11 protein-coding genes and 1 pseudogene are annotated in these 13,415 nt (G+C 53.5%); 4 read left to right on the top strand and 8 right to left on the bottom strand.

The genetic code is table 11. The features are described from left to right. Positions 1-37: 37 nt before the first annotated feature. A pseudogene (locus ACFSB2_RS01935) lies at positions 38-1,733 on the bottom strand (M3 family oligoendopeptidase). 234 nt (positions 1,734-1,967) lie between these two features. Between ACFSB2_RS01935 and ACFSB2_RS01930 the strand changes: the two are divergent. Beyond that, positions 1,968-2,861 carry an NAD(P)/FAD-dependent oxidoreductase gene (locus ACFSB2_RS01930; protein ID WP_377940894.1) on the top strand — a complete coding sequence of 298 codons (894 nt, stop codon included), beginning with the start codon at positions 1,968-1,970 and terminating at the stop codon, positions 2,859-2,861. Positions 2,862-2,965: 104 nt separating this feature from the next. Next, entirely contained in the window at positions 2,966-3,721 is a 756-nt protein-coding gene (locus ACFSB2_RS01925; RefSeq protein WP_377940893.1) for a DeoR/GlpR family DNA-binding transcription regulator, read from the top strand. 199 nt (positions 3,722-3,920) lie between these two features. Here ACFSB2_RS01925 and ACFSB2_RS01920 read toward each other — a convergent pair whose 3' ends face one another. Further along, a complete protein-coding gene (locus ACFSB2_RS01920; protein WP_377940892.1) occupies positions 3,921-4,727 on the bottom strand; it encodes an MBL fold metallo-hydrolase in 807 nt (268 codons plus the stop codon). A gap of 264 nt (positions 4,728-4,991) precedes the next feature. Between ACFSB2_RS01920 and ACFSB2_RS01915 the strand changes: the two genes are divergently transcribed. Next, entirely contained in the window at positions 4,992-5,855 is an 864-nt protein-coding gene (locus ACFSB2_RS01915) for an EamA family transporter (protein ID WP_377940891.1), read from the top strand. A gap of 98 nt (positions 5,856-5,953) precedes the next feature. On the opposite strand, the gene ACFSB2_RS01910 is transcribed toward ACFSB2_RS01915, so the two are convergent. The 5 genes from ACFSB2_RS01910 to ACFSB2_RS01890 form a co-directional block, all read right to left on the bottom strand. Continuing rightward, on the bottom strand, positions 5,954-6,778 hold the full coding sequence (locus tag ACFSB2_RS01910) for an alpha/beta hydrolase (protein ID WP_377940890.1): 825 nt from the start codon (positions 6,776-6,778) through the stop codon (positions 5,954-5,956). A gap of 15 nt (positions 6,779-6,793) precedes the next feature. Further along, positions 6,794-8,119: a sn-glycerol-1-phosphate dehydrogenase gene (locus tag ACFSB2_RS01905; RefSeq protein ID WP_377940888.1), complete on the bottom strand. Its 1,326-nt coding sequence runs from the start codon at positions 8,117-8,119 to the stop codon at positions 6,794-6,796. Positions 8,120-8,235: 116 nt separating this feature from the next. Then, complete coding sequence (araD, locus tag ACFSB2_RS01900; protein WP_377940886.1) at positions 8,236-8,934, bottom strand: L-ribulose-5-phosphate 4-epimerase; 699 nt, start codon at positions 8,932-8,934, stop codon at positions 8,236-8,238. 53 nt (positions 8,935-8,987) lie between these two features. After that, positions 8,988-10,478: an L-arabinose isomerase gene (gene araA, locus ACFSB2_RS01895; RefSeq protein WP_377940929.1), complete on the bottom strand. Its 1,491-nt coding sequence runs from the start codon at positions 10,476-10,478 to the stop codon at positions 8,988-8,990. Between the two features lie 46 nt (positions 10,479-10,524). Beyond that, positions 10,525-12,198, bottom strand: coding sequence for a ribulokinase (locus ACFSB2_RS01890; protein ID WP_377940885.1), 1,674 nt, complete (start codon positions 12,196-12,198; stop codon positions 10,525-10,527). Between the two features lie 436 nt (positions 12,199-12,634). On the opposite strand from ACFSB2_RS01890, the gene ACFSB2_RS01885 reads away from it, so the two are divergent. After that, positions 12,635-12,826, top strand: coding sequence for a hypothetical protein (locus ACFSB2_RS01885; RefSeq protein WP_377940884.1), 192 nt, complete (start codon positions 12,635-12,637; stop codon positions 12,824-12,826). A gap of 16 nt (positions 12,827-12,842) precedes the next feature. Here ACFSB2_RS01885 and ACFSB2_RS01880 read toward each other — a convergent pair whose 3' ends face one another. Continuing rightward, complete coding sequence (locus ACFSB2_RS01880; protein ID WP_377940882.1) at positions 12,843-13,391, bottom strand: C40 family peptidase; 549 nt, start codon at positions 13,389-13,391, stop codon at positions 12,843-12,845. Positions 13,392-13,415: the final 24 nt, after the last annotated feature.

Here is a 13,415-nt window from a genome sequence, read left to right as displayed (position 1 = left end):
TGACCCATGTCTCCTTTTCTATGCACCGCAGTGTCGTTTATAGCGCGGTGTCATCAATTTGCGCCAACCATGCCTCAATTTGCCCGATGACCGATGCCACACAGCCATCTTCAAACGGGGAAATGAGGTTGCCCTCTTTGAGCAATGCCAGGAATGATTGGCTGCCCCCCAACTGACAAAGTCGCAGATAATCCCGCCATGCACTCTGACGATCCGCTTGCGCCTTCGTCCAAAACTGAAATGCGCAGATCTGCGCCAGCGTGTAGTCAATGTAATAAAACGGAGAACTGTAAATATGCGTTTGTTTTTGCCAGAAACCGCCGTTTTCCAAAAATTCATTGCCCTCGTAATCCCGGTGCGGCAAGTATGTCTGCTCAATGCGCCGCCACGCTTGTTTGCGCTCTGCCGGAGTGGCGCTGGGATTTTCATAGACAAAATGCTGAAATTCATCCACGGCTACGCCATAAGGGATAAACGAGAGCGACTCGCTCAGATGCATAAACTTAAATTTATCTGTATCAGCTTGGAAGAACAGATCCATCCACGGCCACGTCAAGAATTCCATGCTCATAGAATGAAATCTCGGCCGCCTCCATGGTCGGAAACGCATATTCCGGCACGGAAAAATGACGGCTGCTGTACGTTTGAAAAGCATGGCCCGCCTCGTGTGTCAATACCGTGACATCGCCTAATGTGCCGTTGAAATTGGAGAAAATGAAGGGCGCCTTGTAGTCGGGAATGATGGTGCAATACCCACCCACCTGTTTGCCTTTCTTGGCGACCAAATCAAGCAGTTGGTTGTCCAACATAAAAGTGAAAAATTCGTCTGTTTCCGCAGAGAGTTCATGGTACATTTGCTTGCCTTGGGCGATGATCCAATCTGGGTCCCCTTGCGGCTTTGGATTGCCCGAAGTGTAATTGAAGGACTCGTCGTAGTAGCGCAACACATAAACGCCAATGCGCGCCCGTTGCCGTTCATGCAACTTCGTCACCACAGGGACAATCAGTTCCCGCACCTGCTTGCGGAAGTTTTGGACCATCTCCCTGTCATAATCAGACCGTGACATTCTCGCGTACGCCAGCTCGACAAAATCCTTGAATCCCAACTTGCGGGCGATCTCTGTGCGCGTGCGCACCAACTCATCGTAAATGCGGTCGAGTTCTTCAGCGTGATCGGCATAGAAGTTCCACTTTGCCGTTGAGGCGCGCTTGCGCATATCCCGGTCTGTCGAGGTTTCAAAAGGACCAAGCTGCGACAGATTCCGCTCCTCGCCCTCAAACGGTATTTGCGCAGACGCCAGCAGCTTTGAGTATTCGCTTGCCAATGCATTTTCCCGTTGCAAATCCGCAATGACATCCGGCGAAAATGTCTTTAGTGTCAGTTCAGCGATGGTGAAAAACTGTTTCCCCCACTGTTGCTCAAGCTCCGCCCGGAACGGCGAGCCCACAATGGCCTGATAGAGCTCGGTTGTAAGCCCTTGCCACCGAGGTTCAATTTCATCGAAGAAATCCTGTTCTTGCTTGTAAAACGCATCTCGCGTATCGATGCTGTGACGGACATGCGCCAACGTCTCCATCGTACTCCAGTGATTGCGCAGATTTGTAATGTCAGCGAGCACCGCATTCTGTTCCTCAACGCTGCTGGAAGCTGCGAATCGAGCGACGAGCGCTTGAAAATCACGTTCCAGTACGTCGATATCTGGTCTTTCGTAGGCATATTCTTGAAAACTCACACCATCACCGCGCCCTCACTTGGATTCACTGCGATATTCATCTGAATTCTACCATATTTCCAACTTGAAAATCACAGAGGTCCTTGGCTCCGCGCCAGACGTTGGTTTAAGCCAAACGCCCGTGGGTATCCTAACGGCGTCATAGAATCATCGACACAGTCCTATAGCGGATCGTCAAAGAAATTGAAGTGTCTTCAACAACAACTGCAGTGAGATAAAGGAGCATATTTATAGATGGTATACGATTGCATCATCGTCGGCGGCGGCATTGCAGGTTTGCAAGCGGCGATTCAACTAGGCCGTTATCAGCATAAGACGCTGGTGATTGACGCCAACCAAGGCCGTTCGACCATTTGCCAGTGTTATCACAATCTCCTCGGCTGGCCGAACGGCGTCAGCGGCCCCCAATTGCGTCAAATCGGTCGGCAGCAAGCAGCAGCGCTAGACGTCCAGTTTGTCGATGACGAAGTCATTGAAAGCAGTCCTTGCGCAGAAGGATTTCTACTGCAAGCCAAAACCGGCGCATCTTATGCGGCCAAGCGCATTTTGATGGCGACAGGAATTGTCGACAACATCCCATCCTGGCCCGACATCTACCCATGCTTAGGCATTAGCATCTACGTTTGCCCGGACTGTGATGGCTTCGAAATCGCCCATCGACGGGCGTTGGTGCTCGGCGCAGGCAGTGTCGGGGCGCATATGGCGCTGACACTCACCTATTTCACAAACGAGCTTGTCTATATCAATCACGGGCAGACAGAGGTGGAGATGTCCCTGCAAGATCAGCTTCAGGACGCAGGGATTGAATACATCAGCGCACCGATTCAATCCTTGCTGACAGAAGGGCCGCATTTGCAAGGGGTCATCCTGCAGACAGGTCAACGCATCGAGGCAGAGCACGCGTTTGTCGCGTTTGGCGGCAACCAGGTCAAATCCGGGTTGGCCGCCCAACTCGGCGTCAATCTGCACAAAAACAAACACATTCTCGTCGATCCGCGGACAAAAATGACGAACGTGCCCAATGTTTGGGCGGCTGGCGACGTCGTCGCGCACTCTGAGCAAGTGAGCATCGCCATGGGTGAAGGCGTTCAAGCCGCCATTTGGATCCATAAAAGTCTCATTAAGTGAATGCCTGCAAACGCAGCTTTCAAAGCCCTGTTTTGATATGATACAGTCAGGCTAGGAACTGACTGCGCCATCATAAACGTATCATCAGGCTGGAGTTGACGGCTGTGTTGCAGGAACAGCGGTATGATCTGATTCTCAAATTTTTAAAAGAAACGGGCTCTCTCTCCATGCAGGAACTGATAGAGCGCTTGAACGTGTCGCGCGAAACGGTGCGACGCGACCTCCGTGACATGGAAGAGAAAGGGCTGTTGACCAAAGTCCATGGCGGCGCCGTGCTCAACCGCGTGGGGGAAGAACCGCCATACGCCGTGCGGACGACCGCGCATCAACAGGAAAAGCAAGGCATCGCAGCGGCGGCGCTCGCACTGGTGGACGACGGCGACACGCTATTTATTGACAGCGGCACCACTGCTTTGGCATTCGCCCACACACTGATCGCCAAGCGAAACCTGACCGTCTTTACACACAGTTTGCCCGTGGCCGTCGCGCTCTCTGAATACAATGTGCGCGTGTACTTGTGCGGTGGCATGTTGCGCCCAGGCGAACTCGCGTTGTCCGGTGTCATCGCCAATCGGATCGCCGAGAATCTCTATGTGGACAAGGCGTTCCTCAGCGCAGACGGCGTTTCGCTCGAACATGGCGTCACATATTTTCACCTCGAAGAAGCGGAGTTGCGACGCTTGATTCTTGACAAAGCGTCAAAAGTCATCGTGCTGACCGATCACAGCAAATTTGGTGTGACCGCCTTCGTCAAAACCGCCTCGCTCAATGACATTGACTATTTGGTAACAGACAACCATCTGAGCAATCAAGCAGTCACACAGCTCACAGAAGCAGGTGTCCGCGTAATTCAAGCCTGATCATTGATTTGCGGAATATAGACCGCCATGCGTGATACACCCCGCACCAGCAGAACCATGAAAATGTCAGTCAATCGAGGCATCGCGGATGGCGCACCAAAGGTAGCGGGTTGTTTTCAGGGTAGAGAAGTCAGCGAACGCCTGCATGTTGCCGCCTGGGCGTTCACGCAAATTCGTCAATCCTACACAACCCTCACACTTAGATTTGTAAAGTCATCCCATCGTAAGCGACGATGATGTCTGGCTCAAAGATGGCCGCTAAATCTTCGTGCAACAAATGGGCATTGTGCGAAAAATGCGTCACGACAACTTTCCCAGTCGGCTGCAAAACGCGATTTTCATCAAACCATGCTTTTGTCTCCAACACCGCATCTATGTTCATATGGTTTGCGCGATGTGGCGACCTGCCCACCGTACATTCCAAGATGGCCAGATCAAGTTGTTTATCCTTCAAGAACGCCCAAGTGGGTTCTGGAAACCAACCACTGTCGTGTCCGTGTAAAATTTGTCTGCCATCCTTCTCGATATAATACAGAAGACAGGTTTCCATCGGATCGTGACTGGCTAAGAGCGGCGTGATCATCGCCGTTTGCGTCTGAACTGGATGAAACGGCTGAATGCGATGAAAGCGGAATTTGTCCTGCGGCGCTTCCATCGCCTGCTGACACAGGCGCAGCACCACATCATGCGCATAAACGTGAATGGGACGTTCCGCCGCCTGCGCGTATCCAGGCAATCTTGCATTTAAATCATCCGTATAGAGATGGTCTGAATGGGAATGCGTAAAAAGTAAATCCTTCATTTCCTCCAGGTCGATCCCGTCGCGAATCATGTGGTAAAAAGAGTCTGGTGGGAAGTCGATTTTCAATTCGTTGTCGATGGACACAGAAGTCCGTGAGCGAATGTTTTTCCCGCCGCGTTTCCTCGCTTCGCCACACAAGGTGCAGCGACAAAACAAGGACGGAATGCCCTCAAAAGCTGCGGTTCCATAAAAGTGCACGTCCATGAAGAACACCTCCCTCAAGTCTTTCTTGTGAAAGGCTATGCATCACGCTGGTAGATGTATCAGTCCAAACAACATTCGTGCGCATTTTCTGCTCCCTTCAAGCTAACATAGCGTGCATATTATTGTAAATACAATTTTAACTGTGCAATTATGTGCATATGTGATGATTTGCATGCTATAATATCCACAGGGAATGCGTTAGCCAATTCTACGATCTCACCCGTTTTTTATGCAATTTGCGCGACGAGTGAAAGGGGTTCGAATTTGACTTACACCGTGCTGCTATTACTCATCCTCTCAGCCGTTGGGCACGCTTCCTGGAACGCCATCTCACGACGAGTGTCAAATCGAGACGCCTTTTTCACCTTGATTACCATCATCGCCATCGCCATTTATATTCCACTGGCCGTCTACCTGGGTTGCAAATACCACATACCATTGGCAGCTTTAGGTTGGGTGCTCGGAAGCGCAATATTCCAAGTCATCTATTTTATTACATTGGCCAAAGCTTACCGTGTTGCGCCGCTCATCTCTGTTTATCCAGTGGCGCGGGGCACATCGCCGCTGTTGGCCAGCCTATTCAGCATCGTCATCAGCCAGATTCCCGTGAATGCCCTGGCCTGTAGCGGGATCGCGCTGATTGTCTGCGGCATTTTCTTCATCAACCAAACCGGGTTCAACATCATAAATCTACGCGCGACATTCTTCAATCCCGGTGTCATTTGGGCGTTTCTCACCGGCGCGTGCACAGCGATGTACACCATCTTTGACGCACAAGGCGCCCAGGTGGTATCCGGCATCCTATTTGCCTACATGGTCTATATCGGTACGGCCATCGGAAAAATCATCGTGGACAGGAAACTGACACCTGGCGTGTCCTATATCGCGTTGTTCAAACAGTTTCCGACAGCGTCTATCATCGGCGGCTTCCTCATCTTCGGCGTCAACGCGACCGTGCTCTATTGTCTGCAGACCACACCGGTCGCCTATGTCTCAGCAGTGCGCGAAGTGGGTATCGTGTTTACGGCGCTCATCGGCATCATCTGGTTTAAAGAGAAGTTGGGCATCGTAAAATGGGGGTCTATTTTCGCCATTCTCACGGGGATCATCCTGATCAAAATCGGCTGATGGCGCTTGCGCGAGATGGCCAAAGGGACCGAGGCTGCCTCATGCAGCAGATCAGTCCCTTGGGCTTCTAGCTGGTCAAGCAAGTCAGAAGTGAGTGATTAACAAAACTTGCGCACGCGCAGCCACGCTGCACATGTTTTTGTCCAGGAGCCGACATGTGGATCCTGCGTCGCGAGTCCCAGTCCATGCACGCCATGTTCATACACGTGCAAGTCAAAGGGGATGCTGCGCTTGCCTAATTCCGCTGCGTACATCAAACTGTTGGCCACCGCAACCGCTTCGTCATCCGCCGTATGCCAGAGAAATGCAGGTGGTGTCGCCGCCGTGATTTGGCGCTCATTTGACAAGTCATCAAGCAGTGCTGGGTCTGGATTTGCGCCGAGCAAATTTTCGACAGACCCTTTATGACGGTGCTCATGCAAGCTGATGACCGCATAACAAAGTACGGAGAGATCTGGTCGGCTGCTGACGCCATCAATCGCATCCGCCTGCGTTGTTGCGCCGTCATCAAAGTGGGTCGACACGGTCGCCGCCAGATGGCCGCCCGCCGAGAAGCCAAGGACGCCGATGCGCGCCTTGTCCACGCCCCAGGCGTCCGCGTGGTAGCGAACATAGCGAATGGCGCGCTGCCCGTCGAGCATCGGCACGGGATGACGATACGGCGCGACCCGATAATCAGCGACAAACGCGTGGATGCCAAGCGTATTCAGCCAACGGGCAATCGGTGCGCCTTCGTGATCAGCGCGCATCGCATAGCCGCCGCCAGGGTAAATGACGATGGCGGAAGCGACATCTTCCGTGTCTGCGAAAAAAGGCGTGAGCCGCGGCAGATTGGCGTCATCCCCCGCTTCGAGAAAGGGGACATCCTCGTTCCACAGGGGCAGCGGCGTTTCGTTTTGCGGCCTTTGCAACCATTTCGTCATGGTGGTTCCCTCCATTCACATATCCCCAGACAATATTTCGTCTGCAGCTTTGTTCAGCAGATCCTGTCCTGCCAGAAAATCAAATACCGTATAGCGTGATCGCAACGCTTTGGCATGCAAAAACGTCTTCCCCAATAGTTCCTTGTCGATCTCGATAAAGCCTGCCGTGTCTGGGATATCCATCTTGAACAAGGCTTGTTTCACATCATCCAGCAGCGCAAAGCCAGGTTGTAGCGCGGCGCGGACAGCTTGCATCGAAACAGCGGCAATCGCGCTTTGCTGGGTTTGCTGGGCGTCATGTTTGGCCTGCTGCACCGAGATGATTTCATCCGCGCCCGCCCCGTAACGTTTGCGGGCTTCCTCGACAAACGCGTCCGTGACCTCGGGAACCAAGGGCGGCGCAATGTGCTCCAGTTGCCAGACAAATTGGTAGAAACGGATCATCCAGTGTGTCGCATAGCCGACTTGCAGGCCGTGCGCATGATGATGGCGTTCGTGGTGATATGCGGACAGATCCCAAAAATGTGAGCAATGGTGCTCACTGCCGCTGCACGGTCGGGAGTTGCCCATCATCGCCATGGCGATGCCGGAGTTCATCAAGCCGATACACAGATTTTTGACGGCTTCTTCATCGCGCGCTTTGATCTGCTCCGCATGCTCGACGACATAAGCCAATGGTTGAAAGACAATCTCATAGGAAGTGGGGCAAAAATATTCGCCATACAAAGTCCGGGCAAGTTGCCAATCGAGCAACGAGATGGCTTTGCCCGCCAAATCGCCAAATCCGGACTGAATGAGGTGAAAGGGTGTCTCGCGCAATACGGCCAAATCCGCAAAAATGGCCTGTGGCGCCTGCGCCGGTGTGGTGATCTTCAGCCCGTCAAATTGCATTGCCGCAATACTCGACGCATACCCGTCCACCGAGGCCGCCGTCGGCACAGAAATGTAGCCAAGGCCTTCGGCATGTGTGGCGTAGCGAACAATATCGTTAATGACACCACTGCCCACTGCAAGCACGATGTCATACGTATGTTGCTGTAACGCTTGTCGCACGTGCAGCACAGCAGCTTCATCCGGCAATAGTTCCTCTTCGCCGGAAAAGAGCCGAGTTTGTACATGCCACTGCGCGCCAACCAACTTCGCTGCAAGGCTCTCCCCGCAAGCTGCATACGTGTTTGCATCGGCGACCAACAGCACATTGTGCAAATTGCGCTGTTGGAGATAGGCAACCAGTTCTTGCTGCGCCTCGTGGCCGACGACAATCTTTTCAATGGGCACTGTGTGTGTCTGTCCACATGCGCACGGCAGCGAGCCTGCAAGCAGATGTTCAGGGATCTCCATCATCCCGCTCCTTTCTGTACTCACCTAACCTGAAAATCATACGGTACCTTGGTGTGCGCCATCCGCAACGCCTCAATAGGACTGGCATTCTCATGCTGCTGCTAGTCCGGGACGCATCATGTACGGCGATCTTGCCCGTAATAGGCGTTTGCGCCATGTTTGCGCAGAAAATGCTTATCCAACAGCACATCGTCAATGGGGGCGAGCGCTGGATTGAGCATGACAGATTGGTAAGCCATCTTCGCCACTTCTTCGAGCACGACCGCATTGTGCACCGCATCGCCTGCGTCTTTTCCCCAACAAAAAGGCGCGTGGCCGTGCACAAGCACGCCAGGCATCGCCAGTGGACGCCTTTCCGCGAGCGTCTCCAGGATGACACGGCCTGTTTCCACCTCGTAGTCGCGGCGAATCTCGTCGGCCGTCATCGGGCGGGTGCAGGGCACTTCACCATAGTAATAATCCGCGTGTGTCGTACCGAACGCCGGAATGCCGCGGCCTGCTTGCGCCCAACTGGTCGCCCACGGGGAGTGTGTATGGACAATGCCGCCAATGTCCGCCAACGCTCGGTACAAGATGAGATGTGTCGGCGCATCTGTCGAAGGATTCAGATTCCCTTCCATCCGCTTGCCGGCCAAATCGAGCACCACCATATCGTCCATAGACAGCTTTTCATAGGGCACCCCGCTCGGTTTGATCACGACGAGCCCCTGCGACCGATCAATGGCGCTGACGTTCCCCCATGTAAACTTCACCATATCATGTTTGGGTAGCGCTAGGTTCGCTTCGAGCACTTGTTTTTTCAACTGTTCCAGCATGCCTTGTATCCCCCATATGCAAAATCGGGTGAGGTATGCCCCCACCCTTCATGTTAACTCAACCGCCAGTACAGTTCATTCCAACGCAGTTCGTCACGCAATCTCAACAAAGAGGTATCCTGATTGATGAGCACACACTCCATCCCCACCATCTCCGCCCAATCCACGAGCTGTTCGGCCGTCACCTCGTAGGAAAAGACGGTGTGATGCGCCCCGCCAGCGTAAATCCAGGCCTCGGCCGCCGTTTGCAAAGATGGCGCTGGCCGCCACAGCACACGGGCGACAGGCAGTTTTGGCATGTCCTTTTCCGGGCGCACCGCTTCCACCTCGTTGACAACTAGGCGGAAACGATTGCCCATATCGATGATGGACGCGCAGACGGCTGACCCGCTGCGGCCGTCGAACGTGATACGCGCAGGGTCCGCCTTGCCGCCGATGGACAGTGGATGCACCTCAATTCGCGGCTTGGTCGCAGCGATGGTCGGGCAAACTTCAAGCATGTGCGCGCCGAGAATCAGTTCGTTGTTCGGCTCCAAGTGATAGGTGTAATCCTCCATGAAAGAGGTGCCGACAAACCCGGCCATCACTTTCATCACGCGCAGGAGCGCCGCTGTTTTCCAATCGCCTTCCCCGCCGAACCCATAGCCAGACGCCATCAGCCGCTGTACGGCCAGTCCTGGCAGTTGAGTCAATCCATGCAGATCTTCAAACGTGGTCGTAAACGCATGAAAGCCGCCCGCTTCCAAAAACGCCCGCATGCCCAACTCAATTTTGGCTTGTCCGCGCACAGCCGCCCACTTTGCGTCATCGCCTCCCACGTCCTGTGCGATGTCATACTCTGCTTCGTACGCCGCCAACAGTTGATTCAACTGCGTGTCTGTCACTGCGTTGACGGCGGCGACCAAATCGCCGACACCATAGCCATTGACTGACCAGCCCAATTTGATTTGCGCCTCGACCTTGTCCCCTTCCGTAACCGCCACTTCGCGCATATTGTCGCCAAAGCGGGCGACCTTCAACTGCCGGCTCTGCGCATGGCCCACCGCAGTTCGCATCCAGCGGCCGATTCTGCCCTGCAGCGCTTTGTCCGACCAATGGCCCGTGATCACTTTGCGCGCGACCTTCATCCGCGCCCCGAGAAATCCGTACTCCCGGTCCCCATGTGCGGACTGGTTCAAATTCATGAAGTCCATATCGATGGCGTCCCAGGGAATGTCCCGATTGAACTGCGTATGCAAGTGCAAAAGGGGTTTTTGCAAAACAGACAGGCCCGCAATCCACATCTTGGCGGGCGAAAACGTGTGCATCCAGGTGATGATGCCCGCACAGGCATCATCCGCGCCCGCCGCCAAAAACAGCTTGCGGATGGCCTCCGGTGTCGTCACCACCGGCTTGTAGACGAGATCAAACGAAAGCGCGTCACTTTGCTGCAGTTCTTCGGCGATGGTCCGCGCGTGCGCCTCCACCTGTGCAATGGCTTCTGGACCATAAAGATGCTGACTGCCTGTCACAAACCAGAACTCATGTCGCTTTGACAATGAAATCGCCCTCCTTCACTTTCCGTTCTTTAGCACAAATTGCCGCCCAGCTTCACAGTGAAGCTTGAACACGGATTTTCTTCAATGTATGGAACAAATCGACGTTGTCCTCTCCCAAGACCGTGTGGAGATGGCGATAGATCTGATAGATTTGCGCGTAGATTTGCTGGCTGCCCGCGTCGGGTTCATATCGGGTCAATACCGGCGCCGCCAGCGCTTCGGTCGCCGCATGAATGGAAGCATAACCGCCAGCCTTCTCCCCAGCAGCCACCGCGCCGAACATGGCTGCGCCGCGAGCTGGGATCTCTTTCGAGTCGCGGACAATCACTGGCAAGCCGCAGATATCCGCATAAATCTGCATGAGCAGCGGGCTTTTTTGCGGCAGTCCCCCACAGGCGACCAACTCCTGCAAAACAATGCCGTGCTCTGCCAAGTTGTCGACGATACGCTTTGTCCCCAGCGCCGTCGCTTCCAGCAACGCGCGGTAAATGTGATGCGCTTCGGTCGCCAACGTCAGGCCGAAAATCATGCCGGACAAATCCGCATCTCCCAGAATGCTGCGATTCCCATTCCACCAATCAAACGCCATCAATCCATGTTCACCAGGGCGCAGCTTGGCTGCCTGTGATTCAAGGTATTCATAGATAGATTGGTTGTTGGCGACTGCTTGTTCATATTCATGTTGCGGCACAGCCTTCTTGACAAACCATTCAAACATGTCGCCCACGGCCGCTTGCCCTGCCTCATAGCCGTACAATCCCGGCAACACGCCGTCTTTGACCACGCCGGTTATCCCCGGCAACCGGACTTCATCCACAGTCAACGCGAGATGACAAATCGACGTCCCCATCACCATCACGAGCGATCCCGGTTGATTGACGCCAACTGCGGGAACGGCAACCATCGCGTCGACATTGCCGACCGCTACAGCGACCGCATCTGACAACCCGAGTTTGCTCGCAATTTCCGGCACGATGAAGCCAGCTTTGGTGCCGAGTGGATAAAAATCTTTGCCCAGTTTCGCCCAAGGCGCTGTGAAGTCCGGGTTCACAGCCGCGAAGAATGCCGCGTCAGGCAATCCTTCCTCTTCCGACCACATCGCTTTATACCCAGCTGTACAAGAATTGCGACACACATGGCCTGTCAGATACCAAACAATCCAATCGGTCGCCTCGACAAACGCGTCGCAAGCATCGTACACGTCCCTATCCGATTCAAAAACCTCAAGCAGTTTCGGAAAGTACCACTCTGATGAAATGCGACCACCGTAACGCGTCAAAAAGCTTTCGCCGCGTTCTTGCGCCAAGTGATTGATTCTATCGGCAATCTGTTGCGCTGAATGATGCTTCCACAACTTTGGCCAGGCATGCGGCCTGTCCCGCCAAGCCGCCTCTGTACATAAAGGCGTGCCATCGCCCCTGACGGGCAGCACGGTACAGGAAGTAAAATCGACCCCGAGGCCAATCACATCGTGCGGATGGATCCCAGCTTGCTTGATGACTTGCGGAACACCTTGCTCTAACACGTCGATGTAGTCAAGCGGGTGTTGCAACGCCCAATCCGGCGGCAATTTTGCTTTCGTCGTCGGCAAGACATCATCAATGACACCATGCGCATAAGGCACCACCGCCACAGCGATTTCTTCGGCTCGAAGCAAATCAAGCAGCACCACTCGCCCTGATTGGGTGCCGTAGTCCACACCAAGTGTGTACGCCAATGTATACACCTACCTATCCTGTAAATAAAGTCGACACCTTTGCGCGCCATCTGCGCTGCCACGGTGGACACCGCAAAGATGATGTTGGCACAAGCGGCAACACGCATGGCAATTTGCTATGCATCAGCGCGCCCAAACAATTTGTTCGCACAACTGAATGATCAGGCAAAATGATAAACAAACGTTTTATTCGTAATTGTCAGCCTAGATAAACCTGTTGTCAATCATTTGTACGTACATTTTATTTTACAGGATAAACCACCTTGCGTGATGCCTCGCACCAACAGCATCATGAACATACCCGTCAATCAAAGCATCACGGATTGGTGCAGCACCAAGGTATCGACTTTATTTGCAGGAAGGCAGATATATATATGTTGGAAGACGCTCGTAGAACATACAGACATTGAATGTGTAAAGCCGAATGAAGACAGAAGGGATAAGTGTGTGGCAATGGCGAGCGGCAATCCGTTTTTTGTGTGGTTTGACGATGTGTGTACAGACCACTTACGCACACCCCGTTTCACCAAATGCGCATGTGATTGAAGCGGATATACATTCCGTCTTGTACAGTGACTTATTGCTCACGACGCTCGCGCGAGCCTTGCCAATACGTGAGCATTGTCTGCCAAACTGACATCGCCGTCACGCCGTTACAAGATACGACGACCGTAAATAAAGTTCTCTATCCAGTAAGTGTCACTCAAACTGATGGCGATCAACCCATGTGTAGTCACCGCTGCAAATTGATTGCCGCCTAAATAGATACCATCGAAAGTCGCGCTATTTTTTCCGCCGTTGAGATCGAAGAAAACCAAATCCCCTTTTTCCAGTTGGTTCGGATTGTCAATCAGGGTGCCGACCTGCGCCTGTTCAGCAATTGTCCGCGGCAACTGAACCCCGACCTGCGCGTATACGTATTGCACAAAACCCGACGCGTCAAAAGAGGTGCTTGGGTTTTGCAACAATTGCTGAACCTCTGATGTCACATCATTCTGCTGCGCAGTGTCCGTAGGCTGGGTCGGAACGGATTTGATGATGACACTCCCCGGATTGACTGACGTTTCCTCTGAAACCTGCTGATGTTCCGCCTTCGCAGGCTGCGGAGACCACGAATGCCACAAATTGAACAAGACGAACGCAATGATTACAATGGCTCCGCCAGAAACGCCGCTGGCGACCATTTTGTACCGGGTATCCACTGTGTGTCCTCGCTCCCTTTATGC

Source organism: Alicyclobacillus fodiniaquatilis, from assembly GCF_042678105.1.
Classification (GTDB): domain Bacteria; phylum Bacillota; class Bacilli; order Alicyclobacillales; family Alicyclobacillaceae; genus Alicyclobacillus; species Alicyclobacillus fodiniaquatilis.
The sequence above is the reverse complement of the archived record's forward strand: the minus strand, read 5'-3'. Positions and strand labels throughout refer to the sequence as shown.

Bases quoted from the DNA above. Each gene is read 5' to 3' on its own strand.
- ACFSB2_RS01930 (WP_377940894.1), top strand. From the start codon at position 1,968: ATGGTATACGATTGCATCATCGTCGGCGGCGGCATTGCAGGTTTGCAA.
- ACFSB2_RS01920 (WP_377940892.1), bottom strand. From the start codon at position 4,727: ATGGACGTGCACTTTTATGGAACCGCAGCTTTTGAGGGCATTCCGTCC.
- ACFSB2_RS01910 (WP_377940890.1), bottom strand. From the start codon at position 6,778: ATGACGAAATGGTTGCAAAGGCCGCAAAACGAAACGCCGCTGCCCCTG.
- ACFSB2_RS01905 (WP_377940888.1), bottom strand. From the start codon at position 8,119: ATGGAGATCCCTGAACATCTGCTTGCAGGCTCGCTGCCGTGCGCATGT.
- araD (WP_377940886.1), bottom strand. From the start codon at position 8,934: ATGCTGGAACAGTTGAAAAAACAAGTGCTCGAAGCGAACCTAGCGCTA.